The 23,803-nt window shown below is 72.0% G+C and carries 26 protein-coding genes; 5 read left to right on the top strand and 21 right to left on the bottom strand.

All coding sequences use genetic code 11. The features are described from left to right. Positions 1-3: 3 nt before the first annotated feature. Genes FHU40_RS19825 through FHU40_RS19810 form a run of 4 tightly spaced genes read right to left on the bottom strand, consistent with a single transcriptional unit; the run spans position 4 to position 4,036 of the window. Entirely contained in the window at positions 4-1,077 is a 1,074-nt protein-coding gene (locus FHU40_RS19825; protein WP_183594087.1) for an ABC transporter substrate-binding protein, read from the bottom strand. An 11-nt stretch (positions 1,078-1,088) separates the two neighbouring features. Further along, positions 1,089-1,868: an ABC transporter ATP-binding protein gene (locus FHU40_RS19820; RefSeq protein ID WP_183594086.1), complete on the bottom strand. Its 780-nt coding sequence runs from the start codon at positions 1,866-1,868 to the stop codon at positions 1,089-1,091. Between the two features lie 28 nt (positions 1,869-1,896). Beyond that, positions 1,897-2,781: an ABC transporter permease gene (locus tag FHU40_RS19815; protein ID WP_221200079.1), complete on the bottom strand. Its 885-nt coding sequence runs from the start codon at positions 2,779-2,781 to the stop codon at positions 1,897-1,899. 52 nt (positions 2,782-2,833) lie between these two features. After that, complete coding sequence (locus FHU40_RS19810) at positions 2,834-4,036, bottom strand: CaiB/BaiF CoA transferase family protein (RefSeq protein WP_183594085.1); 1,203 nt, start codon at positions 4,034-4,036, stop codon at positions 2,834-2,836. A 125-nt stretch (positions 4,037-4,161) separates the two neighbouring features. On the opposite strand from FHU40_RS19810, the gene FHU40_RS19805 reads away from it, so the two are divergent. Beyond that, on the top strand, positions 4,162-4,764 hold the full coding sequence (locus FHU40_RS19805; protein WP_183594084.1) for a TetR/AcrR family transcriptional regulator: 603 nt from the start codon (positions 4,162-4,164) through the stop codon (positions 4,762-4,764). Here the strand turns inward: FHU40_RS19805 and FHU40_RS19800 are convergent. The 10 genes from FHU40_RS19800 to FHU40_RS19755 all read right to left on the bottom strand — a co-directional run bounded on the left by FHU40_RS19800 (position 4,757) and on the right by FHU40_RS19755 (position 13,716). Continuing rightward, positions 4,757-5,509 carry a TSUP family transporter gene (locus FHU40_RS19800; protein ID WP_183594083.1) on the bottom strand — a complete coding sequence of 251 codons (753 nt, stop codon included), beginning with the start codon at positions 5,507-5,509 and terminating at the stop codon, positions 4,757-4,759. The genes FHU40_RS19805 and FHU40_RS19800 overlap by 8 nt on opposite strands. After that, positions 5,497-6,651, bottom strand: coding sequence for an acyl-CoA dehydrogenase family protein (locus FHU40_RS29665; protein WP_221200078.1), 1,155 nt, complete (start codon positions 6,649-6,651; stop codon positions 5,497-5,499). The genes FHU40_RS19800 and FHU40_RS29665 overlap by 13 nt, the downstream gene beginning before the upstream one ends. Next, the gene (locus FHU40_RS19790; protein WP_183594082.1) at positions 6,648-7,241 is read right to left on the bottom strand and encodes a TetR/AcrR family transcriptional regulator; all 594 of its coding nucleotides are present in this window, start codon (positions 7,239-7,241) and stop codon (positions 6,648-6,650) included. Before FHU40_RS19790 ends, FHU40_RS29665 begins: the two co-directional genes overlap by 4 nt. Positions 7,242-7,257: 16 nt before the next feature. Continuing rightward, entirely contained in the window at positions 7,258-7,992 is a 735-nt protein-coding gene (locus tag FHU40_RS19785; protein WP_183594081.1) for a TSUP family transporter, read from the bottom strand. 9 nt (positions 7,993-8,001) lie between these two features. Beyond that, positions 8,002-9,243, bottom strand: a complete 1,242-nt coding sequence (locus tag FHU40_RS19780; protein ID WP_183594080.1) for an NAD(P)/FAD-dependent oxidoreductase — start codon at positions 9,241-9,243, stop codon at positions 8,002-8,004. Then, positions 9,240-9,563, bottom strand: coding sequence for a 2Fe-2S iron-sulfur cluster-binding protein (locus tag FHU40_RS19775; protein ID WP_183594079.1), 324 nt, complete (start codon positions 9,561-9,563; stop codon positions 9,240-9,242). The genes FHU40_RS19780 and FHU40_RS19775 overlap by 4 nt, the downstream gene beginning before the upstream one ends. A gap of 49 nt (positions 9,564-9,612) precedes the next feature. Continuing rightward, positions 9,613-9,825, bottom strand: coding sequence for a ferredoxin (locus tag FHU40_RS19770; protein ID WP_183594078.1), 213 nt, complete (start codon positions 9,823-9,825; stop codon positions 9,613-9,615). Continuing rightward, entirely contained in the window at positions 9,825-11,072 is a 1,248-nt protein-coding gene (locus tag FHU40_RS19765) for a cytochrome P450 (RefSeq protein WP_183594077.1), read from the bottom strand. The genes FHU40_RS19770 and FHU40_RS19765 overlap by 1 nt, the downstream gene beginning before the upstream one ends. Further along, a complete protein-coding gene (locus FHU40_RS19760; RefSeq protein ID WP_183594076.1) occupies positions 11,069-12,463 on the bottom strand; it encodes an aldehyde dehydrogenase family protein in 1,395 nt (464 codons plus the stop codon). Before FHU40_RS19760 ends, FHU40_RS19765 begins: the two co-directional genes overlap by 4 nt. 131 nt (positions 12,464-12,594) lie before the next feature. Further along, positions 12,595-13,716, bottom strand: coding sequence for an SGNH/GDSL hydrolase family protein (locus tag FHU40_RS19755; protein WP_183594075.1), 1,122 nt, complete (start codon positions 13,714-13,716; stop codon positions 12,595-12,597). Positions 13,717-13,870: 154 nt separating this feature from the next. Between FHU40_RS19755 and FHU40_RS19750 the strand changes: the two genes are divergently transcribed. Together FHU40_RS19750 and FHU40_RS19745 are read left to right on the top strand one after the other, a co-directional pair. Next, positions 13,871-15,334 (top strand): aminotransferase class I/II-fold pyridoxal phosphate-dependent enzyme, encoded by a 1,464-nt coding sequence (locus tag FHU40_RS19750; protein WP_183594074.1) that lies wholly within the window; start codon positions 13,871-13,873, stop codon positions 15,332-15,334. A 99-nt stretch (positions 15,335-15,433) separates the two neighbouring features. Beyond that, positions 15,434-15,736: a hypothetical protein gene (locus FHU40_RS19745; protein WP_183594073.1), complete on the top strand. Its 303-nt coding sequence runs from the start codon at positions 15,434-15,436 to the stop codon at positions 15,734-15,736. Positions 15,737-15,822: 86 nt separating this feature from the next. Here the strand turns inward: FHU40_RS19745 and FHU40_RS19740 are convergent, their stop codons facing one another. Next, positions 15,823-18,075 (bottom strand): catalase, encoded by a 2,253-nt coding sequence (locus tag FHU40_RS19740; RefSeq protein WP_183594072.1) that lies wholly within the window; start codon positions 18,073-18,075, stop codon positions 15,823-15,825. A gap of 17 nt (positions 18,076-18,092) precedes the next feature. Continuing rightward, the gene (locus FHU40_RS19735; RefSeq protein ID WP_183594071.1) at positions 18,093-18,887 is read right to left on the bottom strand and encodes an SDR family NAD(P)-dependent oxidoreductase; all 795 of its coding nucleotides are present in this window, start codon (positions 18,885-18,887) and stop codon (positions 18,093-18,095) included. 140 nt (positions 18,888-19,027) lie between these two features. Between FHU40_RS19735 and FHU40_RS19730 the strand changes: the two genes are divergently transcribed. After that, positions 19,028-19,456: a CBS domain-containing protein gene (locus FHU40_RS19730; protein ID WP_183594070.1), complete on the top strand. Its 429-nt coding sequence runs from the start codon at positions 19,028-19,030 to the stop codon at positions 19,454-19,456. A gap of 21 nt (positions 19,457-19,477) precedes the next feature. Here FHU40_RS19730 and FHU40_RS29880 read toward each other — a convergent pair whose 3' ends face one another. From FHU40_RS29880 to FHU40_RS19720, 3 genes are read right to left on the bottom strand one after another with little or no spacing between them, the layout of a single operon-like run. After that, positions 19,478-19,771 carry a cytochrome P450 family protein gene (locus tag FHU40_RS29880; protein WP_425490207.1) on the bottom strand — a complete coding sequence of 98 codons (294 nt, stop codon included), beginning with the start codon at positions 19,769-19,771 and terminating at the stop codon, positions 19,478-19,480. Beyond that, on the bottom strand, positions 19,696-20,226 hold the full coding sequence (locus tag FHU40_RS28490) for a cytochrome P450 family protein (protein WP_246391226.1): 531 nt from the start codon (positions 20,224-20,226) through the stop codon (positions 19,696-19,698). The genes FHU40_RS29880 and FHU40_RS28490 overlap by 76 nt, the downstream gene beginning before the upstream one ends. 2 nt (positions 20,227-20,228) lie before the next feature. Then, positions 20,229-20,444, bottom strand: a complete 216-nt coding sequence (locus tag FHU40_RS19720) for a DUF7218 family protein (RefSeq protein ID WP_183594069.1) — start codon at positions 20,442-20,444, stop codon at positions 20,229-20,231. Between the two features lie 128 nt (positions 20,445-20,572). Here FHU40_RS19720 and FHU40_RS19715 point away from each other — a divergent pair, with 128 nt between their 5' ends. Further along, on the top strand, positions 20,573-21,679 hold the full coding sequence (locus FHU40_RS19715) for a YihY/virulence factor BrkB family protein (protein ID WP_221200077.1): 1,107 nt from the start codon (positions 20,573-20,575) through the stop codon (positions 21,677-21,679). Here FHU40_RS19715 and FHU40_RS19710 read toward each other — a convergent pair. Further along, positions 21,674-23,272, bottom strand: a complete 1,599-nt coding sequence (locus FHU40_RS19710; RefSeq protein WP_183594068.1) for an NAD(P)-binding protein — start codon at positions 23,270-23,272, stop codon at positions 21,674-21,676. The two genes, FHU40_RS19715 and FHU40_RS19710, sit on opposite strands and share 6 nt — an antisense overlap. Next, positions 23,269-23,727: an SRPBCC family protein gene (locus FHU40_RS19705; protein ID WP_183594067.1), complete on the bottom strand. Its 459-nt coding sequence runs from the start codon at positions 23,725-23,727 to the stop codon at positions 23,269-23,271. The genes FHU40_RS19710 and FHU40_RS19705 overlap by 4 nt, the downstream gene beginning before the upstream one ends. Positions 23,728-23,803 lie beyond the last annotated feature (76 nt).

Genomic DNA, 23,803 nt, shown 5'->3' with positions numbered 1-23,803 from the left:
GGGTCACTCCGAGAACTGGTCGTTGCAGGTGCCGTTGACGTCCTTGTCGAAGTCCAGGCTGGAGGCCTCTCCGACGGTGTCGCCCTGCGCCGCCCACGACTTCGGGGTCAGCTTCATCTCGTAGTCCGTCGACTCGAGCAGCGCCTCCGCCTTGGCCTCGTCGAGCTGGGTCCAGTCGGCCATCGCCTGCACCGCCTCGTCGTGGTTCGCGTCGTCCTCGAGCCAGTCCACCGCCTTGGCCACGGCCGCGCAGTACTTGCCGACGGCGTCCTCGTGGTCGTCCTGCCACTTGTGCGAGGCCGCGGTGAAGGTCTGCAGGTAGCCGTCGTAGGTGTCGCCGGTGTCGCCCTCGGGAATGCCGAGCAGGACCTGGTAGTCGGTGCCCTCCGTGCCGAGGAGGCCGGGCACGGTGCCGAAGGCGACCATCGCGTCGACCTTGCCCTCCTGGAAGGCGGCGATCTGGCTGGGCACGTTGTTCGCCGCCACGATCTGCACGTCCTTGTCCGACAGGCCCGCCTGCCCGAGCGCGTCCCGGAACCACCAGTCGGTCAGGGTGCCACTGCCGATGACGCTGACGGTCGTGCCCTTCAGCACGCTCAGCCGGTCGGCCATCGACCCCGACGGCACGTCGGCGTCGGCGGGCACCAGGACCCGGAAGTCGAGCGCGGGGCCGCCGGCGAGCGCGCCGACGTCGGCGCCCTGCTGGGTGAGGACGGTGATGGCCGGGGGCGTCGCCGGGTTGCCGACGTCGATGCTGCCGCTGATGATCGCGGTCACCATGTCGGTCCCGGTCTGGATGTCGGTCGTCTCGACCGTGATGCCCTCGTCGTCGAAGTAGCCGCGGTCCTGGGCGACGATGACCGGGAGGTCCAGCGGGAGCTTCGAGGTGTAGACGCCCTGGTTGACCACCGGCGTCGCGTCGGCGTCGGCACTGCCACCTCCACAGGCGGCGAGCGGCAGGACGAGGGCGGGCACCAGCAGGGCGGCGGAGATGACGCGGCGTTGGAGTGAGAGCACGACGGTTCCTTCGGATGGTGGCGTGGTGGGTGTGGCGTGGTGGATGGGATGGGTGGGCATGCCCGAGAAGGTCAGAAGATCTGCTCGATCAGGTGTCGGCGGAGCTCCTGGAACTCCGGGGTGGTGCTGAGCTCGGCCGTCCGGGGCCGGGCGAAGGGCACCGTGATGTCCTCGGCGATCCGGCCGTCGCTGAGGAGTACGACGCGGTCGGCGAGTTGGAGTGCCTCGGTCAGGTCGTGCGTGACGAAGACGACCGACTTCTTGCTGGACTCCCAGACGTCGAGGAACTCGGCGTGCACCGACATCCGCGTCTGCGCGTCGAGGGCGGCGAACGGCTCGTCCATCAGCAGCACCTGTGGCTCCAGCGCCCAGGTGCGCGCCAGGGCCACCCGCTGCCGCATGCCCTGTGAGAGCTGCCAGGGCCACTGCTTGGCGGCATGTCCCATGTGCACGCGCTCGAGGTAGCGGGTCGCCCGGGTGCGCCGTTCGGAGCGGGGCACCTTCCGGTGCAGCTCCATGCCGTACTCCACATTGCCGAGCGCGGTGCGCCACGGCAGCAGCGCGTCCCGGGCGAACATGTAGCCGATCTCGGAGCGGGCCTGCGCCGGGGCGAGACCGGCGACGGTCACCTCCCCGGAGGTCGGGCGGACCAGGCCCGCGAGCACGTTGAGCAGCGTCGTCTTGCCGCAGCCGCTCCTCCCGATCAGCGCGACGAACTCGCCGGCGGCGACGTCGAGGTCGATGCCGCGCAGGACGACGTTGCTGCCGCCCGTCGTGGGGTCGGGGAACTCGACGGTGAGGTCTCGGATCTGGGCACCCGCCAGCGTCGGGGTCGAAGCGTAGGTGGACATGACTCTCCCTGGTGGTCCGTGCGAGCGATCAGTGGTCGGCGGGCGGCTGGTAGCGGAGGATCCAGCGCTCGAGCGCCGACATCAGCATGTTGAGCAGGGCGCCGATCACGGCCAGCACGAGGAGGATCCCGAACACGCCCTCGAGCTGGTAGAGGCCCGAGTACTTCATGATCAGCTGGCCGAGGCCGATCTTGGAGGCGATGATCTCCGCGGTCACGACGCCCAGCAGCGAGTAGATGAGCCCGATCCGCAGGCCCGCGAAGATCGAGGGCACCGCTACCGGAAGCATCACCTTGAAGAACAGCTGGAGCTTGCTCGCCCCCAGCACCGTCGACAGCCGCATCACGTCGGGGTCGGCGCTGCGGATGCCGGCCCGGGCGTTGGACATCAGGATGAACACCACGATCGTGAACGCGAGCGCGACCTTCGCGGTGGTGGTGATGCCGAACGCGATGATGAAGACCGGCGCGAGGGCGATCCGCGGCATCGAGTTGAGTGCGTCGAGGTAGGGCTGGAGTACGCGCTCGGTACGCGGCATCAGGCCCAGCGAGATGCCGACGACGACGCCGACGAACGAGGCCAGCACGAACGCGATCAGCGTGGCGTACATGGTGGCGACCGTGGCCTCCACGAGCTCACCCGACTGGTAGGAGGTCTTCAGGAACGAGAAGACCTCGGAGGGGTAGACCGCAAGCACGGACGGGGTCCATCCCCGGGAGACCACGAGCTGCCACACCGCCAGCCAGGCGACGAGGACGCCGAGCTGGGCCAGGGCCAGGCGCCAGCCGCGCAGTGCCGCTCGTCGGGTCGAGCCGCGCTGCGCCCTGCCCTTGCGGCGGGACGTCGACATGGCCTCCTCGGTCGCGGTCGTCGGCCTCTCGGTCTCCGAGGCCGTCAGGACGGTTTCGGTCATTGTGCGCTCCTTGCTGTGCTGGGGTCGTCGGGCCAGGGGACGTCGCACGGCACTAGACAACGCCCCGGGACCGCAGGTCGTCGAGCTGGTGGGCGGTCAGGCCGATCTCGTCGCCGAGGACCTCGTCGGTGTGCTCGCCGAGCTCGGGGCCGAGGGCCCGGATCCGGCCCGGCGTCTCGGAGAGGAACGGCAGTGGCGCGACCGTCGTGACCGTGCCGAACTCCGGGTCGTCGAGATCGACGATCGTGCCGCGATCGCGGTAGTGCTGGTCCTTGCTGATGTCGGCGATCGTCATCACCAGCGAGGCCGGCACCCCGGCGTCGTTGAGCTCGTCGACCACCGACTCGGCGGTCTGCCGGGCCATCCACTCCTCGATCAGCCCGTAGAGGTCGTCCTGGTGCTCCTCGCGCGTCGCGCGGCTGGCATAGCGCGAGTCCGCGGCCAGCTCCGGTGTGCCCATGACCGACGCGAGCCGGGCGAAGAGGGCGTCGGTGCCGGCGTGCAGCGACACCCGGCGCCGGTCGGCCGTCGTGAAGTCCGAGGCCGGGACGATGTAGGGGTTCTTGTTGCCCATCCGCTCCCGGACGGCGCCGGTCACGGAGTGGTCGATGAGCGCGTCCTCGGCGGCGCGGAAGCCGGCCTCGTACAGGGCCAGGTCGATCACCTGTCCGGTGCCGCCGTGGTGGTCGCGGTGGTAGAGCGCCATCATCGCGGAGAACGCACCGAGGTAGGCCGCCATGAAGTCGATGACCGAGAAGCCGCTGCGCACCGGGTCGATGTCGGGGTCGCCGCTCACGTAGGTCAGCCCGGCGAACGCGCTCGCGATCCGGTCGAAGGAGCCCCGGCTCCGGTACGGGCCGGTCAGCCCGAAGCCGGTGATGATCAGGAAGATCCCCTCGGGGTGGATCTCGCGAAGCCGGTCGGGCCCCAGGCCCCACCGCTCGAGGGTCGGCGGCCGGTAGTTGGTGACGATGATGTCGAAGCGCGGGATCAGGTCCCGCAGGATCGCCTGCCCCTCGGGCTCGCGGAGGTTGATCGTCACCGAGCGCTTGTTGCGGCCCTCCTGCAGCCACTGCGGCGACCGGCCGCCGGTCTGGCCGGCGCGCCCGCGGGTGAAGTCACCGCGACCCGGCTCCTCGATCTTGACCACGTCGGCTCCGAAGTCGCCGAGCAGGGTGGTGCTCACCGGTGCGGCGAGGACGGTCGACAGGTCCAGGACACGGATCCCGGCAAGCGGGAGGTTCGGGGCGGACATCTAGGCCTCTCGGTCGTTACTTACATTTTGTAGTTACAATATGTTAGTATGCTGCCCGCGGCCCTGACAAGGGCCTCGGCGAACAATTTGTGATCGCCGCCACTGCGACCGAAGGGTGACCCCCGATGGAGAAGCGCCGACGCCGGGACCGCTCGGAGACGGACCCCCTGGTCTTCGAGGCGGTACGCCGGATCCTGGTGCGCGACGGCGTGCTGGCCGGCTTCACGCTGCAGACGGTCGCCGACGAGGCCGGCGTCAACCGCGTGCAGATCTACCAGAACTTCGGGACCAAGCAGGCGCTGCTCCGGGCGGCGATCCTCGACATCCTCACCCGGACCCGCGAGGAGCGCGACGCCCACCAGGAGCTGCCGTTCCCGCAGCGCCGGCGGAAGATCTTCGAGCAGTTCCTCCAGAACCCCGACGTCGTCCGGCTCGAGGCGCTGCTCGCCCAGGACGGCGACGCCGAGTTTACCGTCTTCCCGTGGCTCGCCGAGGCCCAGGAGACCCTCGAGCGGGACCGGCGCGAGGGGGCGATCCCGCACGACGCGGACGCCCTGATGCTGCACGTGCTCACGGCAGCGACGTACATGGGCTACTGCATCTTCCGGGAGGCGTACGCCCGCGACACCGGACTCACACCCGAGGCGCTCGACGAGCGCATCCTCGACACCTTCGGCGACGTGCTGAAGCGTCTGGTCCAGGCCGAACCCGCGGAGGAGATCAGCTGAGCAACGCGGTCAGGCCGCCGAGCAGCACGATGCCCAGCACCAGTCGCCGGAACTGCGCCTCCGGGATCCGGTCCACGAGTCGGTTGCTGAGGTAGGTCGCCAGCAGCACTCCGGGCAGCCAGAGCAGGAAGAGCCCGAGGACCGGACCCGCGGGCGCCGACCTGGTGCCCAGCAGGAGCAGCGCCACGATCGCGTTGGAGGCGACGAAGAAGACGGAGAGGTCGGCGACCATCCGCCGCGGCGACGCACCCTCCCAGGTGTACATCAGGACCGGAGGCACGCCGTTGAGCGAGGTGGTCACTCCCAGTCCCCCGCCCAGGAACCCCACGAAGCCCGCCGGCCCTCTCCCCCATTCCGCGCTCGTGGCGCGGCCGCGCGCGGCCATCATCGCGACGGCACCCGCGATCACCACGGCGCCCACCGCCTGGCGGAGCCGGTCGCGGTCCACGGCCTCCAGCACCAGCAGGCCCACGAGCACCCCGGGCAGGGTGCCGACGATCAACGCGGCCACGCGGCGCGGAGCGACGAAGCCCCGGAAGGTCCACGCGGCCATCGCTCGAGTGCTGCCGCCGAGCAGCATGTTGGTCGCGACCACCAGCGGCAGCGGCAGGCCGAGCACCAGGAGCAGGGGCGTCGCCACCAGGCCGTAGCCGAAGCCGGAGAGCCCGCCCAGGAGCGCTCCGGCGGCGACGCACAGCCCTCCGAGGACCAGGACGATCGCCGGTGTCGACGTCAGCCCGTCCACAGCGGGAGGCCGTGTCGGTCCAGCGCCACCAGGTGACGAGCGAGGTTGCGCTCGTGGATCTCCGACGCACCCTCGTAGATGCGCAGCGCGCGCACGTCGCGCCACATCCGCGGGACCGGGCTGTCGCCGACGATCCCGGCGCCGCCGAGCACCTGGACGGCGCGGTCCGCCAGCTGCCCCACCATCTCGGTGGCGTAGAGCTTCGCGGCGGAGATCTGGTGCCGGTCCGGCGCACCGCGGTCCCACGCGCGGGCGCAGGCGAGCGTGAGCTCCCGGGCCGCGGCGAGCTCGGCGAGACTGCGGCCGAGCGTCGCCTGCACGGTGCCCAGCTCGGCCAGGGGCGCCCCGAACTGCTCGCGGGTCGCAGCGTGCCGGGTCGCCTCCTGCAGCAGCCGGGTGCCCTGGCCGACGGCGGTCGCGGCGACGTGGGTGCGGGCGTGGTTGATCCCCGTGAGCGCCAGCCGCATGCCCTCTCCGGGCCCGCCCACGACCGCCGCGTCGGGCGCCCACACGTCGTCGAGCTCGACGTAGGCGACCGGGTTCTCGGCGTGCCCGTTCATCCGGCTCGGCAGCCGGGCCGACAGGCCCGCGGCGGGCCGGGGCACGAGGAACGCCGTGATGCCGTGCTCGGGGACCACCGCGAACACCATCAGCACGCTCGCCGTGTGGCCGTTGGTGATGTAGCGCTTGCTGCCCGAGATCCGGTAGCCGTCCGCGGTCCGCCGAGCGACGGTCGTCAGCGCGGTCGCGTCACTGCCCGCCGCCTCCTCGGTCAGCGCGAACGCCGCCGTCGCCTCACCGGTGGCGAACCGGGGCAGCCAGGTCTGCTGCTGCTCCGGCGTGCCGAAGTCGACCAGCACCCGCGAGACCAGACCGAACGTGGTGGAGAGATGAGAGCGGTAGACCGCCGACGCCCGGGTGAACTCGAAGGTGAGCCGGACCTGCTCCTCCATGCCCAGCCCGAGGCCACCGTGCTCGTGGGGCAGGGTCATCCCGAACAGCCCGAGGTCGCGCAGCGCGGCCAGCGACTGCTCGGACACCTGGCCGTCGGCCACCATCTGCTGCTCGGCCGGGATCAGTACGTCGTCGGTCAGTCTCCGGACCGCCTCGCGGAGCTCGGGGAAGTCCACGTCGCCGGTCACCACAGCTCGTCGATCCGGCGCACGATCGACTCCCCCACGGCGGTGGCCTGCTGATCACCGAGCCCGAGCGCCTCCTTGATGAACGGCTGGAAGACGATCCAGCCGAGCGCGAGCGAGAAGGCGGTCGCGATCGCCTCGCTGGTCTCCCCGGCGTCGGCGCCACGCTCGGACGTACGTGCGGCCAGGCGGGCCCGGAGCAACGGGTAGTCCCACCCGAGCATCTCCAGCGACTCGCCGTCCATCGCGGCGTGGGCGAGGATCCGCCAGAGGTCGGCGTACTCCGGCAGGTCGCCCATCGAGAGGATCCAGTCCTGGGCGTGGCTCTCCTGCGCCGAGTCGACGTAGCGCTGGGCGAGTGCGGTGAAGGCCTCCTGGCAGGCGCCGTTCTTGCCGCCGAAGTAGTGGTGCACCAGGCCGTAGTTGACGCCGGCCGTGGAGGCCAGCTCGCGTCCGGTGATCTGGCTGGGCGCCTTGTGCTTCATCAGCTCCGCAGCGGCATCGAGGATGCGCTCTCGGGCCGTCGGCTTGGCCGCGCCGCTGGGCGTGAGCCGGGTCGGGCCCTTCGACTGGTCGGATGGTGACGGTGGCATGGGTGCAGTCCTCGGGTCAGTCGTGGAAGAGATCGATCAAGGCGCGGACTGTAACGCTCAGTCCGGCGACGGCGCAGACGACGATGACCGCTCGGCGTGCCACGGCGGGCTTCAGCCGCGCCGCGACCCGTCCCGACAGCACCAGGCCGAGGGCGGTCCCGGGAATGGCCAGCGCGACCAGCCGCAGGTCCGTGGCGGTGACCATGCCGGAGACGAGCAGGGCGGCGATCGCGATCGTCTGCACGATCGTCAGGTAGACGGCCATCGTGAACCGCAGCACGGCCGGCTCGAGCTCGTGGTAGACCACGGCCACGGTCGGGCCGGTCAGGCCGACCGTGGTTCCGGCCAGGGCCGAGAGGAAGCCGCCGACGCCGAGCGAGGCCGGGCCCACGCGCAGCGCCGGAAGCCGCATCGCGGCCAGCGGCGCGAGCGCCAGCACCGAGAGGCCGAGCATCAGCATCAGCGACGTCGAGGAGAGCGACTGCAGCAGCAGGATCCCGACCGGGATCCCGAGCGGGATCCCGATCAGCGTCCACCCGAACGACGGCGCCAGTCCGTGCCGCTGGTCGCGGACCATTGTCCAGAGGCTCGCGACGAGTGCCGCCACCAGGATGGGGAGCGGGACGAAGGCCGGGTCGACCATCGACAGCCCCGGGCTCGCGACCAGGGCAAGCCCCAACCCCAGGCTGCCCTGGACGACCGCGGCGACCGTGGTCACGACCAGGACGGCGGTGAGCATGGTGAGGGGCACAAGCGGCTCCTAGGCCGCCGCGCCGAGCGCGTGTCTCAGGTGGGTCTTCAGCTCGAAGCCCGGTGCCGCCGCGGCGGCCGGGTCAAGCGGGACGCCGTCCGCGAGCAGCCGCCGGACCGTGATGTGGTCGCCGGGCCGGTTCACCGACTCGCCGCCCACGAAGACGCCGGCGCGCCAGCAGAGCACGGTGAAGCGGGCGTCGTCGACGCTGCCGACCACCACGTGGGTGTCGCTGTCGGCCGTCAGCCCGGCCATCTGCAGCTTGCCGCCGTGCTGGTCGGTCCAGAACCAGGGCACCTCGCGATAGGCACGCGGCTCGCCGGTGAGGCGAGCGGCGACCAGTCGCGCCTGGTCGACGGCGTTCTGCACCGACTCCAGCCGGATCCTCCGCTGGTCGACCGGGAACGACGCACAGTCGCCGATCGCGGAGATCCGCGGGTCACCGGTGCGGAGATGCTCGTCGACGACCACGCCGTCGTCGCAGTGCAGGCCGGCCTCCCGGGCGAGGTCGCAGTTCGGTTCGACGCCGATCCCGGTCACCACCAGGTCGGCCGGCACCCGACGGCCGTCGGACAGGCGGACGCCGGTGACCCGCCCGTCGCGGCCCAGCAGCTCGGCGGCGACGACGCCGTGGGCGAGGTCCGCGCCCGCGGCTCGGTGCCGGTCGGCGAAGAAGGAGGACATCAGCGGCGTCAGCGCACGCTGCATCACGCGCTCCCCCGCCTCCACCACGACGACGTCGCATCCCCGGCGCCGGGCCTCCGCCGCGACCTCGAGCCCGATGAAGCCCGCGCCGATGACGACGACGGACCGGGCCCGGTCGAGCGCCGCCCGCAAGGCGAGGGCGTCGGAGTGGGTGTGCAGGGCATGCACGCCGATGAGGTCGGCTCCGGTGACCGGGAGTCGGCGGGGACGAGCACCCAGGGCGAGGACGAGGTGGTCGTAGCGCAGCGAGCCGGCGGCCCACCGGACCTCCCGGGCCGTGCGTTCGATCCGCTCGACCCGGACCCCGGTGCGCACCTCGATGCCCTGCTCGGCGTACGTCGCGGCCGGCCGGAAGGCCAGCCCGTCGTCCTCGACGGCACCCTTCAGCCAGCCCTTGGAGAGCGGTGGGCGCTCGTAGGGCGGCTCGTGGTCGGCGCTCAGGACGGTGACCCGGCCGGCCCACCCGCGCTCGCGCAGGCTGAGCGCGGTCTGGACGCCGGCGTGGCCGCCGCCGACGACGACCACGTGCTCGGCGGTCTCGCTCATCGCTGGCACTCCGGCATCCGCACCACGATCCGGTCGTGCGCCTCGGTGATCACCAGCCCGCAGGACAGCCGACTGGTGGACTCGCGGTCGCAGGCGGTGGCCTCGAGCATCTCGTCCTCGTCCTCGCCGACCGGCGGGAAGGCGTCGGCCGAGGCCGGGTCGACGTAGACGTGGCAGGTGGCGCACATGGTCTCGCCGCCGCATTCGGCGTAGATGCCGGAGACGCTGTTGTTGAGCGCCCCGCGCATGATGCTGGTGCCGGGCGCGACCTCGACCGTGGTCTCCTCGCCGGCGTGACTGACATAGCTGACAGTGGCCATGACGGCCTCCCTCCTGGGTGGTGGCGGTGGTGGCGGCGCGAGCTGCCGGTCAGTGCAGGCTCAGCGCCTGCTTCGGGCAGCGGCGGACCGCCACGGCGACCCGCCGGTCGAGCTCGTCGGTGTCGGGCTGGTGCGCGATCGTGAGGACGTCGTCGTCGTCGAGCCGGAAGACCTCGCGGACCATGCGGGCGCACACGCCCGACGCCTCGCAGACGTCGAGGTCGACGCTGACCTCGCGGCGTACGGTGTCCTGCTGCGTCATCAGAGCCTCACCTTCAGCGACTTGACCCCGTTGACCTGCACCGAGCGCAGCGGCACCGGATCGGCGACCGCCACGGCGTCGGGGAACCGGGCGAAGAGCTCCTGGAAGAGCACCCACACCTCACGACGGGCGAGGTTCGCGCCCAGGCAGAAGTGCGGGCCGCCGCCGCCGAAGCTCTGGTGCAGGTTCGGGTCGCGGGTGATGTCGAACCGGAACGGGTCGTCGAACACCGCGGGGTCGCGGTTGGACGCGGAGTACCACACGGCCGCCTTCTCGCCGGTGCGCATCCGGACGCCGCGGTACTCGATGTCGTGCGTGAGCACCCTGCCCATGTGCCGCAGCGGGCTGGCCCACCGGATGATCTCCTCGGCGGCGGACTGCTCGAGCCCGACGGGGTCGGACTGGAAGAGCGCCTTCTGGTCGGGGAACCGGGAGAAGGCGATCATGCCGTGGGTGATCGCGGTGCGGGTGGTCTCGTTGCCGGCCGCGATCAGCAGCGCGAAGTAGCCGCCCAGCTGCTCCTTCGGCAGCGGCTTGCCGTCGACCTCGATCCGCGCGATCTCGGAGAAGAGGTCGTCGCCCGGGTTCTCCAGCCGCTCGGCCGCGAGCTGGACGCCGTACTCGCGCAGCTCCAGCGTGGCCTTGGTGCCCTCGAGCGGGTCGACGCCGTAGTCGGGGTCCTGGTCGCCCAGGGTCCGGTTGGAGAGGTCGAGCAGGTGCGGACGGTCGGCCGGGTCGACGCCCATGATGTCGCAGATGATCTCCATCGGCAGTCGTGCCGCGATGTCGCCGACGAACTCGATCTCGTCGCCGCGCTCGAACTCGGAGACGATCCGGATCGCCTGCTCGCGGACGTAGGTCTCCATCTTCCGGACCTGGCGCGGAGTGAAGCCGGTGCTGACGTGCTTGCGGTTCGCCGTCTGCTCGGGCGGGTCCATCTCGATCATGATGTTGGTGCCGGGGCGCACCTGTCCGGTGCCGGCGTCGTGGTGCACGCGGATGCCGTGCTTGCTGCTGAAGGCCTCCCAGTCCCGGGTCACCGCGATGATGTCCTCGTAGTCGAGGAAGGCCCAGAAGCCCTTGCCGCTGTCGTGGTGCTCGTGCCAGCTGACGGGTCGCGCGGCCCGCAGCTTGGCCAGGGCGTCGTGGTAGTCCGGCCGCAGCCAGAAGTCCGGATCGGCGAGGTTGATCTCGTCGAGATCGAGCGTGGTGGGCGGGTTGATCGGCTGGTCCTCGAGGATGGTCATGGTGTCGTCCTGTCTGACTGCTTCTTGATGTTGGTGATGCGGGACTCGGTGAAGGCGAGCAGGCCCTCGCGCCCGAGCTCGGACCCGAGCCCGCTCTGCTTCACGCCGCCGAACGGGATGTCGAGCTCGGCGGGGCCGTGCTGGTTGACCCAGCGGGTGCCGGCGTCGAGCCGGTCGGCGACCGCGACGGCGGCATCGAGGTCGCGCGACCACACCGAGGCGCCCAGGCCGAACTCGGTCCGGTTCGCCGACCGGACGACGGCGTCGACGTCGTCGTACGCCAGCACGGGGAGCAGCGGCCCGAACTGCTCCTCGCGGACCAGCTCGGCGCTCTCGTCGAGGCCGGTCACGACGGCGGGCTGCACGAAGTACCCGGGCAGGTCGCCCGGCCCGGAGGCGCCGGCGTGGAGGAGGCCTCCGTCGGCCGCGACGGACTCGCGGAGCCGGGTCAGGCGGGTGGCCTGTGCGGCGTTCTGCACCGGCCCGATCGTGGTCTGCTCGTCGGCGCCGTCGCCGACCCGCTGGCCACGGAGGTGATCGACGAACCGGTCGACGACCTCGTCGTGGAGGTCGCGCGGCACGTAGACCCGCTTGGGGGCGATGCACACCTGGCCCGCGTTGCGGAAGGCGACCGCGGCGATCCCGGACACCGCCGCGGCGAGGTCGGCGTCGGGCAGCAGCACGGCCGGGTCGTTGCCGCCGAGCTCGAGGGTGAGTCGCTTCAGGTACGGCGCCGAGCCGGCCATGATCGCGCGGCCGGTCTGGGTCGATCCGGTGAAGGAGATCTTGCCGATCCCCGGGTGGGTGACGATGGCCTCCCCCAGGTCGTTGCCCCCGACCAGGGTCTGCACGAGGCCCTGGGGGAAGACCTTGTCGAGCAGCCCCTGCAGCCGTAGCGCCGACAGCGGCGTCGTCGGCGCCGGCTTGATGATCACGGCGTTGCCGGCGAGCAGGGCGGGGGCCGCTTTCCAGGCCAGCAGCGCGACCGGGAAGTTCCAGGCGGTGATCAGGCCCGCCACCCCGAGCGGGTGGAAGTGCCGCTCCACCCGACGCCGCTCGTCGTCGTGCAGCACCTCCGGCGCGAGCCGCTGGCCGGCGTAGTAGGCGAACGCCCGGGCGGCGACGCCCACCTCGAGGCGTGCCTGCGTCAATGGCTTGCCCTGCTCGGCGGTGAGCACCTGAGCGATCGACTCGGTCTCGGCGGCGATGAGCTCGCTCACCGCCTCCAGGTAGACGCTGCGCTGCGGAACCCGCAGCCACTCCTCGCGCGCCGTCGACGCCGTGCGGAGGGCGGCGTCGAGATCCGCCGCCGACTGCGTCGGGACCTGCTCGACGACGCTCAGGGTCGCCGGGTTCAGCACCTCGATGTGGTGCGCATCACCGTTAGCCATGTGGCTAAATTAGCCGGATGGCTAATGCCTGTCAAGGGTCGGCTCTCGATGCCGGCAGGCGCTCTCGGCGCGCGACGGCCGCCGGCGGTATCCGCACCGGCTGGGCGCCCGGACGAGGCCGGGACCGATGGTCAGGAGACGGTGACCGGAACCCGGGCCCCGGGAGCGCTGACCAGCTCGCGACGAGCGGCGATCGGCTCGACCCAGTACGCGCCGGGGTCCAGGCGGACCGCGGCGTAGTCGTCCTTGCTCCACTTGCTCTCGACCACCAGCGTGCCGCCCTTCGGCGCGGTCCAGACCCGGATCCGCGCCCGCGTGGCGTAGGTCATCTGGCGCACGGTGAGCAGGTTGGCGACCGCGAGTCCGGTGCCCCCGGACACGGGCAGCGTGATCCGCGGCGTCCAGTCCTCCTGGTGGAAGACGCGCACGGGTCGGCGGAACACCCCGAGCTCGGCGAACGCCAGCGAGAAGTTCTCGGCGAAGAGCGTCTCCCCCGTCGGGTTCGGGTGCACGTTGTCGAAGGTGTAGAGCCGGGGATCCCACGGATGTGCCGGATTGGTGCGGAGGTGGGCGATCGCGACCCGCGGGTCCGAGCCGATCCTGCGGGCGATCAGCTCGTTGGCGTACGCAGTGCGCGAGTTCTTCCGGCTCGCCTTGATGTTGACCCCCTCCTCCCGACCGGAGCTGGGGATCTCGCCGACCACGACCCGGGTCTGCGGCTCCACGGACCAGATCCGCCGCAGCAGGGTCGCGGTGTCGCGGGCGATGCTCCACGCCGAGCGCGTGGTGGCGTCGTTGAAGCCGAGCTCGAGCACGACCACGTCGGGTCGGTAGGTGCGGACCTCGCCGGCGATCCGCGGCAGGTGGTAGGCGAACCGCGACCCACCCTGCGCCGCATGCGCCAGCTGGCGGCCGAACCCGTGGTCGGTGTGCTCGTAGTTGTACTCCCCCGGGGCGAGGTCCTTCCTCGGGTACGTCGAGCGCAGGTCGGTGCGCGGCCCGACGAAGCGGGCCGGCACCCGCTGCGCCTGGAACTCACGCCACATCCAGTAGCGGTAGGTCGCCGAGCCCGGGTGCCCGTGGGTCATCGAGTCGCCCACGAACATCACCCGCATCGGGTGTGCCTTCGTGTAGGCACGCGGGAAGACCACGGGCTTCGGGGCGCGTTCGCGCGCGGCCTGGGCAGGCCCGTAGACCGGCACGAGGGCGAGCAGGACCGCGAGGACGATCGGGCCCAGGAGGAGCTTGCGCATGCTCACCGCGCTCAGATCGACCGGGCGGGGTCGATCGTGAGCCGTCCGCGGGCAGGGAGAGCCTCCGGGCTGGGAGCGACGATCGCGAGCACCCAGGCAACCTACCTGCCCGACCCGCCCGTTTCCGGCACTGACGCCCGGGAACCGAGTGGGCATGGACCACTCTCGAACGCCCGTCCTCGACGCCCTCGCCGACTTCCGCAACCGGGGCGACGTCGTCTTCGGCCCACCGGGTCACCGGCAGGGCCGTGGGGTCGACCAGCGCGTGCTCAACGTGCTGGGCGAGGGACTCTTCGCCTCCGACGTGCTCATGATGAACGGCCTCGACGACCGTCGGCTGTCCGGCGGCGTTCTCGAGGCCGCCCAGGAGCTGATGGCCGACGCGGTCGGCGCCGAGCAGGCCTTCTTCTCCACCTGCGGCAGCTCGCTGTCGGTCAAGACCGCGATGCTGGCGGTCGCGGGGCCGGGCGAGAAGCTGCTGATCTCGCGCAACGCCCACAAGTCGGTGATCTCGGGGGTGATCGTCAACGGGACGGTCCCGATCTGGGTGCACCCCAAGTTCGACGCAGGACGCCATCTCGCGCACCCACCCGAGCCCGACGACGTACGTCGGGCGCTCGAGCGGCACCCCGACGCGAAGGGCATGCTGCTGATCACGCCCACCGACTGGGGCAGCTGTGCCGATATCCGGGGCGTGGCCGAGGTGTGCCACGAGTTCGACGTACCGCTCATCGTCGACGAGGCGTGGGGTGCGCACCTGCCCTTCCACGACGATCTGCCCGCCTGGGGGATGCACGCCGGCGCCGACCTCGTGGTGACGAGCGTGCACAAGATGGGTGGTGCGATCGAGCAGAGCTCGGTCTTCCACCTGCAGGGCGACCGGATCGACCCGACGGTGCTGAAGCAGCGCGAGGACCTGCTGGGCACCACCAGCGCCTCGAGCCTGGTCTACGGGTCGCTGGACGGCTGGCGCCGGCAGATGGCGGAGAGCGGCACCGAGCTGCTGGGCCGGATCCTGGAACTCGCCCGCGAGGCTCGCGAGCGCATCGGCGGGCTCGACGGCGTGAGCGTCATGGGCGCGGAGGTGGTCGAGGAGGGCCTCGCCCACGAGATCGACCCGCTCGTGCTCTCGGTCGACGTCCGCGAGCTCGGGATCACCGGCTTCCAGGCCAGCGAGCTGGCGCGCGCCCATCACCACGTCGACCTCGGCGCTGCCGACACGTTCCGCGTCAACGCCCGGCTCACCCACGCCGACGATCAGCAGTCCGTGGACCTGCTCGTGGCCACCGTGGACAAGCTCCGCGCCGACGCCGCGCGGGCGGAGCCCGCGCCGCAGGTCGAGCTGCCGGACGCCGGCGCGCTCGAGCTCGAGTCCGTCATGCGGCCGCGGGACGCCTTCTTCGCCGCGGTCGAGCAGGTCCCGGCGACCGAGGCGGTGGGGCGGATCGCGGCCGAGATGGTCACGCCGTACCCGCCCGGTGTGCCGGCCATCGCGCCCGGCGAGCGCATCACCGCCGAGGTCGTCGAGTACCTCCGGACGGGGGTCGCGGCGGGCATGCTCATCCCCGAGGCCGCCGATCCCGAAGTCGGGACGCTGCGGGTCGTCCGCTCCACCTGAGCATGACATGGACGGTGCCCGCCGGGTACCGGCGACGCGTCGGGGCCGGTGGGGCTCGGCGTGGTTGCCCGGAGTGGCCGCACATACCAGGAGCGCATCATGGCGTCCGTCTCGTACAGCGCACGTGAGAGGCGACTCGCGTTCGAGAGCCTCTGCTGGCCCCAGGACGCGCGGGGTCTCGCGGACGCCATCGAGGTGTTCGCGCGGCCCGGCGAGGCCCTCATCCTCGATCTCACCCGGATGCCGAACCTGCCCGACGCGGTCGCCGTCGCCATCCGCGACGCCTGCCGCCACGCGGAGCAGCTCGGCTGCCGGATCCGGGTCTGGACCGATCCCGACGCGCCGACCGCCGCGCGGATGACGCCCACTGCCGGGCCGACCCAGTCCACGGCCGCTGTGTGAGCGTGTCCGCGGCCTGGACGCCTGCCCGGCACCCGGCCCGGATGATCGCGGCCCAGATGCTCGCCCGGGATGCTCGGCCGAGCGGTCTACGACGCGGCGAACCGCTCCCACACCCGATGCGCCGCCAGCTGCTCCTGCACCCGGGCGAGCACATCTGCGCCGGTCTTGCCGCGCACGATCCCGGGGGCTCCGGAGCAGCCGGTCAGGTCGAGCGCCGCGGTGCCGTCACCCCAGGCCCCGATCACCTTGGCGTGCCGGAAGCACTCCTCGACCAGCAGCACCACCCGCGGATCGAGGTTCGGGGTGTCGTCGGCGCCGGCCTTGGCGTCGCGCAGCGCGCGGGCGTCGGGCGCCGGCACCGGCGCCCCGGCCACCAGGAGCGCGTCGAACTCGACCGAACGGGCGGTGGCGAAGGTGCGCTGCGCGGTGAGGCCCTCTCCGACCACCCCGCCGTGCGGAGCGATCACCAACGGGACCATGCCCGCCTCGAAGATCGCGGTGCGCGCCTCGGCCACCCCGGACAGGTCGCCGTCAGGGTCGACGACGATGCCGACGAGGCGGCCGTCGGCCGGCCACTCCCGGCCGACCTGCGACAGCGCCGGGCTGGGCTCGACGTCCGCGAGCCCGACCGTCGGCTCCGGCGCCGGGAGGCCGAGCCCGGTGGCAACCTCGGCGCAGAGTCGCGCATCGATGTTGGCCAGGCACTGCAGCTGCCGCTCCTTGATCGCCTGCTCGAAGCACTTGCCGAGCTCGAACGTGTAGGCCCGGACGATGTGCTCCTGCTCGACCGGCGTCATGCTCAGCCAGAAGAGCCGCACCTGACTGAAGTGGTCGTCGTACGACGCGGGCTGGGCACGCACCTTGGTGGCCTCGGGCACCCGCGCGGCCAGGTGCTCGAAGGCGCGCTCGACATCGGCGCCGGCCTGGAACGGACAGCCGCCGTCGAGCGAGTTGGGGCGGTACGGCGCGACGCCCGCGTGCACCGCGTGCTGGTGGAAGCCGTCGCGCAGCATGTCGTTGGTCTCGACGTGCGGGCGGTTGACCGGGATCTGGTTGAAGTTCGGCCCGCCCAGCCGGGTCAGCTGCGTGTCGACGTACGAGAAGAGGCGGGCCTGGGCGAGTGGGTCGTCGGTGACGTCGATGCCCGGCACCAGGTGACCGACGTGGAAGGCGACCTGCTCGGTCTCGGCGAAGAAGTTCGTCGGGTTGGCGGTCAGCACCATCAGGCCGACAGGCTGCACCGCCGCTAGCTCCTCGGGGACGATCTTGGTCGGGTCGAGGAGGTCGATGCCGGCGAACATCTGGTCGGGCTCGTCGGGGAGGACCTGCATCCCCAGCTCCCACGCGGGGTAGGCGCCCGTCTCGATGGCGTCGTAGAGGTCGCGCCGGTGGAAGTCGGGGTCGATGCCGCCGATCAGCTGCGCCTCCTCCCAGGTCAGGGAGTGGACGCCGAGGCGCGGCTTCCAGTGGAGCTTGACCAACGCGGTCTCCCGCGCGTCGTTCTCGACCCGGAAGGTGTGGACGCCGAAGCCCTCCATCATCCGGTAGGAGCGCGGGATGCCCCGGTCGGACATGTTCCACATCGTGTGGTGCTGGGCCTCGGTGTGCAGCGACACGAAGTCCCAGAAGGTGTCGTGGGCGCTCTGCGCCTGCGGGATCTCACGGTCGGGATGCGGCTTGCCGGCATGGATGATGTCGGGGAACTTGATGCCGTCCTGGATGAAGAACACCGGCATGTTGTTGCCGACCAGGTCGAAGTTGCCCTCGGCGGTGTAGAACTTCGTCGCGAAGCCGCGAGTGTCGCGCACCGTGTCGGCCGAGCCCCGCGAGCCCAGCACGGTGGAGAACCGCACGAACGTCGGAGTCTCGACGCCCTCGCGCAGGAAGCCGGCCCGGCACACCGAGTCGGCGGTCCCGTAGCCGATGAAGGCCCCGTGCGCCCCGGCGCCCCGGGCGTGCACGACGCGCTCGGGGATGCGCTCGTGGTCGAAGTGAGTGATCTTCTCGCGCAGGTGGTGGTCCTGGAGCAGGGTCGGCCCGCGCTCCCCCGCCTTGAGCGAGTGATCCGTGTCGCGCAGCCGGATCCCGGTCGAGGTCGTCAGGAAGGGCTCCTGCTGGGCGCGGGCGTCGGGCACTGCGTCGGTCTCCACCCCGGTCGCAGTCCGCACCTCGGGGGCCGCCTGGTCCGGTTTGGCCGGCAACGGCCGACGAGGCTCGGTGGGCTCGGCCACCGACGGCGCCTCGCCCCCGGGCGCACCCGGGACGGACGGTTCCGAACCGCCCGCGAGACCGGTGACGATCCTGTCGAAGGTGTCCTTGGCGAGCTTCTTGGGGTCCATGTCTGCCTCTCGTGGTCTCAGTCCTGCGGCTTCGTCATCCGCGCCAGGATCGGCGCGGTGAGCGCGTCGGGGAGATGGGTGCCGAGCTCGGCCTGCAGCCGGTTCTTGAACGACCCCGCGACGACGCTCGCCTTTCCCGCCATCAGCGCCTCGTAGGCATCCCGCGCGACGTCGCGAGCGTCGTCCTTGTCCTCCATCCGGCCGATCCGGGTGTCCTCCATCTCGGCGCGGGAGAAGAACTCGGTCTCGGTCGGGCCCGGCATCAGCGAGGTCACGACCACGCCGGTGTCCTTCAGTTCGACGCGGATGCCCTCCGCGAAGGAGTGCACGAACGCCTTCGAGGCGGCGTAGGTCGCGTGGTACGGGCCGGGCGCGACGGCCGCGATCGACGACGTGACCAGGAGGTGCCCCTCCCGGGCCTCGACCATCGCTCGGGTCAGCAGCTTCGCGAGGTGCACGGTCGAGCGGACGTTGAGGTCGACAAGTTGCAGGTCGTCCTCCAACGGGGTCCGGTCGAACCGCCCGTTCACGCCGATGCCGGCGTTGAGGGCGGCGGCGTACGGCGTGCGACCGGTGCCGGTCACGGCGGCCCAGACCGCCTGCACACCCTCGGCCGAGCCCAGGTCCGCCTGCACCGGCACCACCTGACGCCCGGTCGCCTCCAGCTCGATGGCTGCCTCCTGGATGCGGGGCTCCTCCGCGACGATCACGAGGTCTAAGCCGTGCTCGGCGAACTCCTGCGCGAGGGCGCGCCCGATCCCGGTTGAGGCCCCCGTGACGAGGGCCAGCGGTGCGGGTGTCTGTGGGGTCATGCGGCCCGGTAACCGCGAGGCCCGGCCGCACACTCCACCCCTTCGGGTAGACGTCGCGATCGTCTCGGGCACCGGGCGTGAAGTCGCGCGCCCTGGATACCTCAACGGAGCCCGAACCCGACGAACCACGGGAGGAACAGATGACCACCGCGCGCGACATCATGACACCCGGAGCCGAGTGCGCCGGCGTGAACGACACGGTCACCCAGGCGGCGCAGAAGATGCGCGACCTCGGAGTGGGTGCCTTGCCCATCTGCGGCGAGGACAACCGGCTCAAGGGCATGATCACCGACCGCGACATCGTGCTGAACTGTGTCGCCGAAGGCATGGACACCACCCAGACCAAGGTCCAGGACTACGCCGGGGCGGAGGTCGTGACGATCGGCGCCGACGACTCGGTCGAGGAGGCGTTGACGACGATGAGCAGGGCCGGCGTACGCCGGCTGCCGGTGATCGACGGGCACGATCTCGTCGGGATGGTCAGCCAGGCCGACATCGCCCGCAATCTGCCGGAGGACAGGGTGGGCGACCTTCTGGAGGCGATCTCCTCGGCACCGAGCACCGACTGACCTGCCGGTCCGGACCGTCCCTCAGCGGCCTCCCACCACCCGCACCGGCAGCCCACGCGCGGGAAGCGTCGGGATCCGAGTCGGGTCGTGGGAGGTGTCGGCGACGGGCTCGTAGTCGAGTTGCGCGAGTACCCGTGCCGTCTCGGAGAGGATCCGCACGGTGAGCGGCTCGCCGGGACACCGATGCCCGGTGGTCGGATCGCCACCGCCCTGCGGGACGAATGCGAACGGGGTCGGCATCACCTCGTCGAAGCGCTCCGGCAGGAACCGTTCCGCCTCATCCCAGTGGGCCGGGTGTTGGTTGGTGCCGGGCACGTCGAGCACGACGAGATCGCCTGGTTCGACGGTGCTCCCGCCGATCCGGGCTGCTCGTCGAAGACCACGACCGTCCGGCCGGTCCAGCCCCCCACCCGCCGTTCGAGGTCGCGGCCGATGGTCGCGGCGAGGTCCGCGACCCGCCCGTCGTCGAGGATGTCGAGGAACATCCGCTTGCGCGACGCGTGGGTCGCACCGTCGGTGCCGTGCACCGCGCCCCGGCCGAAGAGAAGGTTCGCGAGTGGCGCCGGGACGGCACCCTCGCGTTCCACGACGTCGGGGTCGTAGAACATCCGCGCGCCGTCCCGACCCCGCATGACGATCGCACGGCGGCCGAGGACCGAGGTCTCGAAGACGTCTGCCCCGCCGCGGTCGCGGTGCTCGCGTGGGAGCGCGAGATAGCCGCGCCGCAGCAGCTGCGCCGCCAGGTCGCCGGTCACGGTCTCCGCCGGCACGCTCAGTGGCTGGCCTTGCCGCCCTTGCGGCCGGCCTCCTTCTTCTGCGCGGTCGTGCCGCCCTGCTTGCTGCTGCCGCCCTTGCCGGACTGCTGGCCGCCGTGCTTCGAGGAGTCCTTCGCGTTCGCGATCTTCGCGGCCCTCTCCTTCGACATCCCCTTGTCCTTGAGGGCTTCGTACTGCTTCTCGTTCTTCACGTTCGAGGACTTGCCGGGCATCGCGCCACCTCCTGGGGACTCGCCCCCGGCGGTACCCGGCGTCTCGCCGAGCATGCGGGCCGCCGGCCCGCATGAGGGTTGGCCCGACGGGCACCGTCTCCGACACACCCGTACGAGAGGAGAAGGCGATGGTGGGCAAGCACGCCGAGGCGGACACCCCCGACCTGCCCGACCCGGTCGACCCGGTCGACCCGGTCGAGACGCCGCACCCCGACGACCCACGCAAACCGAGCTCCCCCACCGACCTGACCAAGCCGTCGTGGCGGTACGTCGTACGCAAGTCGATCCGGGAGTTCTCCGACGACGAGTGCACGGATCTCGCCGCGGCGCTGACCTACTACTCCGTGCTCGCGCTCTTCCCCGCCGCGATCGCGATGCTGTCGCTGGTCGGCCTCGTCGGGCAGGGTGCGCAGACCGTCGACACGCTGCTGCAGATCCTGCGCGATGTCGGCGCGACCGGCGCCGCCGACACGCTCGAGCCCACGCTCACCGAGCTCAGCCGCACCAGCAACGCCGGCCTCGGCCTGCTCCTCGGCCTCGCGCTCGCGCTGTGGTCGGCGTCCGGGTACGTCGGCGCGTTCGGGCGCGGCATGAACCGGATCTACGAGGTCCCCGAGGGCCGGCCGATCTGGAAGCTGCGCCCGGCGATGCTGCTGGTCACGCTGATCACCGTCGTCCTCACCGCGCTGGTCGCCCTCGGGCTCGTCCTCACCGGCCCCGCGGCCCGGGCCGTCGGCGACGCGGTGGGTCTCGGCGACACGGCGGTGCTGGTCTGGAACATCGCCAAGTGGCCGGTACTGCTGGCCGTCGTGGTGCTCATCGTGGCGCTGCTCTACTACGCCACCCCCAACGTGCGGCAGCCCCGCTTCCGCTGGGTCAGCGTGGGCGCCGTGGTGGCGATCCTGACCTGGGTCGTGGCGTCGGCGGCGTTCGGCTTCTACGTCGCGAACTTCTCGAGCTACAACCGCACCTACGGCTCGCTCGCCGGGGTCGTGGTCTTCCTGCTCTGGCTCTGGATCACGAACCTCGCGCTGCTCTTCGGCGCCGAGCTGGACGCCGAGCTGGAGCGCGGACGCGAGCTGCAGGCGGGCATGCCCGCCGAGGAGGTCATCCAGCTGCCGGCCCGCGATACCCGCAAGAGCGACAAGGCCGCGCGGAAGGCGCGGACCGACGTCGAGCGTGGTCGCCAGCTACGGCTGACCCGGGGCAACCCCGAGGGCCGGGACGGCTCATGAGGTCCAGGGGATCCGGGAGATCGGCGGCCTGATCCGGCGGGCCGCCAGCGCCGCGCGGGCCGCGTTGCTGCCGGCCGCGCCGTGCACCCCGCCGCCGGGGTGGGCGGCGGCCGAGGCGAGGTAGAGACCGCGCACGGGCGTCTCGGCCCGGCCGGTGCCGGGGATGGGGCGAAAGACGAGCTGCTGGTGGAGCTGGGCCGTGCCGCCGTTGATGGCCCCGCCGACGAGGTTGGCGTTGCGCGCCTCCAGCTCTCGCGGTCCGAGCACGCGCCGGGCACGCACCAGGTCGCCGAAGCCCGGGGCGAGCCGCTCCATCCGCGCCTGCATCCGGTCGGCCAGCCGCTCGCAGTCGTCGTGGTCCCAGCGTCCGGTGACGCCGTCGTCCCCGGCGTCCCGCCGGACCTGCTGCGGCATGTGCGTGTAGGCCCACGCCGACTCCGTGCCGACGGGCGAGCGGCCCTCGTCGGTCGTCGTCATCTGCCCCACGAGCAGGAACGGCCGGGCCGGCACCGCCCCGGCCTCGATCTGGGCGTAGGTCTCGGTCAGCTCGGCGACCGAGTCGGCCACGTGCACGGTGCCGGGCCGGTACGGCGGCGGGACCGCCCAGGGCACGGGGCCCGTGAGCGCCCAGTCGACCTTGAGGGTCGCCGGGTCCAGCTGGAAGCCGCGCATCCGGCGCAGCGTGCGCGACGGCAGGTCCTCCGGGCGGACCAGCCCTCCGTAGAGACGTGGGGCGGCGACGTCGGCCAGGACGACCCCGGCGGAGATGCGCTCGCCGTCCGCCAGCCGGACCCCGGTCGCGCGCCGGCCCTCGACCTCGATCCGGACCACCTCGGCCGCGCAGCGCAGGGTCCCCCCGGCGGCCTCGAAGCGGCGTACCAGCGCCTCGGCGAGCCGACCGGCACCACCCTCGGGCGCCGGCCAGCCGACCGTCTGCCCCAGCATCGCCAGCAACACCGCCATCAGGCCCGATCCCGGCGCGTCGAGCGGGATGTCGGCATGGCCGGCGTTGCCGGCCATGAGCAGCCGGCCGCGCTCGCCGGCGAAGCGTTGCCGAGCGAGGGTGGACGCCGGCATCAGCAGCGAGCGGACCAGGTCCAGGCCGCCGGCCCGCGGCAGCCTGCGCGCGGTGGCGAGCCCACTGCGCAGGGGCGGGAACGGCGAGAGCAGCGCGCCGATCAGCGACTCCCCGATCGCGTCCCACGACTCGCAGAGGGCCAGCCAGGCCGCACCGTCACCGGGGTCGTGCTGATCCAGGAGATCGGCGGTCACCTGCCGATCGCGGTGCAGGACCGCCCAGCCCCCGGACTCCGGGTGGAAGTGGCCGAGCACCGCCGGCGCGTGGCGCCAGCGCAGCCCGTGCGCCTCCAGGCCGAGACGCGCGACCACCGGCGACGCGGCCGCCAACGGATAGAACGAGCTCATCGTGTCGTGGACGAAGTCCGGGTCCACGTCGCGGTCGCTGCGCACCGCGCCGCCGGGGCTGCGCTGGGCCTCCAACACCAGCACCGACCAGCCGGCGTCCGCGAGCAGGTTGGCCGCGACCAGGCCGTTGGGCCCGGAGCCGACGACGACGGCGTCCCACTCGGTCACGATGCCTCGTGGCTTCGGCGGGCACGACGCTCGGCGAGGTAAGCCAACCGGCGCAGGCTCTCCACGTTGCGCCAGGTGAGGCCGAGCTCGCGCAGGGGCCTGGGCACCAGCAGCCCGGGACCCGCGACGGCGTCCTCCTCGATGACCACCCGGGTCTCGGCGCCGCGTGGCTCGAGGCGGAGCGCCACCTCCGCCGTGCCGGTCGGGCGCGCCCTGGCGTGCAACGTCAGCGCCTCCCCTGGGATCACGTCGAGCACCTCGGTCTCGTCGTCGACGAGGAGGGGCCAGACTCCCACGGAATGATGGAGCCGGGAGCCGACGTCCGGCCAGTGCCGGTCGACGTCCCGCATCCGGGACGCGCCCACCACCCAGAGGGGGTAAAGCCATCCGTCCGCCAGGACGTCCCAGATCGCCTCTGCGCTCGCGTCCATCGTGCGCTCGTTCACGGCCGCCATGGTCGTCGGGTACCCGGCGACGGGCCGGAGCAACGCGGCGTGTCGGGCCGGCACGCCGTACCCACGGTGTTAGACC

Source organism: Nocardioides soli (genome assembly GCF_014191495.1).
Taxonomy (GTDB): domain Bacteria; phylum Actinomycetota; class Actinomycetes; order Propionibacteriales; family Nocardioidaceae; genus Nocardioides; species Nocardioides soli.
The sequence above is the reverse complement of the archived record's forward strand: the minus strand, read 5'-3'. Positions and strand labels throughout refer to the sequence as shown.

Coding starts and splice junctions, on each gene's coding strand:
- FHU40_RS19825 (WP_183594087.1), bottom strand. CDS start 1,077: ATGCCCACCCATCCCATCCACCACGCCACACCCACCACGCCACCATCC.
- FHU40_RS19820 (WP_183594086.1), bottom strand. CDS start 1,868: ATGTCCACCTACGCTTCGACCCCGACGCTGGCGGGTGCCCAGATCCGA.
- FHU40_RS19815 (WP_221200079.1), bottom strand. CDS start 2,781: ATGACCGAAACCGTCCTGACGGCCTCGGAGACCGAGAGGCCGACGACC.
- FHU40_RS19810 (WP_183594085.1), bottom strand. CDS start 4,036: ATGTCCGCCCCGAACCTCCCGCTTGCCGGGATCCGTGTCCTGGACCTG.
- FHU40_RS19805 (WP_183594084.1), top strand. CDS start 4,162: ATGGAGAAGCGCCGACGCCGGGACCGCTCGGAGACGGACCCCCTGGTC.
- FHU40_RS19790 (WP_183594082.1), bottom strand. CDS start 7,241: ATGCCACCGTCACCATCCGACCAGTCGAAGGGCCCGACCCGGCTCACG.
- FHU40_RS19780 (WP_183594080.1), bottom strand. CDS start 9,243: ATGAGCGAGACCGCCGAGCACGTGGTCGTCGTCGGCGGCGGCCACGCC.
- FHU40_RS19775 (WP_183594079.1), bottom strand. CDS start 9,563: ATGGCCACTGTCAGCTATGTCAGTCACGCCGGCGAGGAGACCACGGTC.
- FHU40_RS19770 (WP_183594078.1), bottom strand. CDS start 9,825: ATGACGCAGCAGGACACCGTACGCCGCGAGGTCAGCGTCGACCTCGAC.
- FHU40_RS19765 (WP_183594077.1), bottom strand. CDS start 11,072: ATGACCATCCTCGAGGACCAGCCGATCAACCCGCCCACCACGCTCGAT.
- FHU40_RS19760 (WP_183594076.1), bottom strand. CDS start 12,463: ATGGCTAACGGTGATGCGCACCACATCGAGGTGCTGAACCCGGCGACC.
- FHU40_RS19755 (WP_183594075.1), bottom strand. CDS start 13,716: ATGCGCAAGCTCCTCCTGGGCCCGATCGTCCTCGCGGTCCTGCTCGCC.
- FHU40_RS19750 (WP_183594074.1), top strand. CDS start 13,871: ATGGACCACTCTCGAACGCCCGTCCTCGACGCCCTCGCCGACTTCCGC.
- FHU40_RS19745 (WP_183594073.1), top strand. CDS start 15,434: ATGGCGTCCGTCTCGTACAGCGCACGTGAGAGGCGACTCGCGTTCGAG.
- FHU40_RS19740 (WP_183594072.1), bottom strand. CDS start 18,075: ATGGACCCCAAGAAGCTCGCCAAGGACACCTTCGACAGGATCGTCACC.
- FHU40_RS19735 (WP_183594071.1), bottom strand. CDS start 18,887: ATGACCCCACAGACACCCGCACCGCTGGCCCTCGTCACGGGGGCCTCA.
- FHU40_RS19730 (WP_183594070.1), top strand. CDS start 19,028: ATGACCACCGCGCGCGACATCATGACACCCGGAGCCGAGTGCGCCGGC.
- FHU40_RS19720 (WP_183594069.1), bottom strand. CDS start 20,444: ATGCCCGGCAAGTCCTCGAACGTGAAGAACGAGAAGCAGTACGAAGCC.
- FHU40_RS19715 (WP_221200077.1), top strand. CDS start 20,573: ATGGTGGGCAAGCACGCCGAGGCGGACACCCCCGACCTGCCCGACCCG.
- FHU40_RS19705 (WP_183594067.1), bottom strand. CDS start 23,727: ATGGCGGCCGTGAACGAGCGCACGATGGACGCGAGCGCAGAGGCGATC.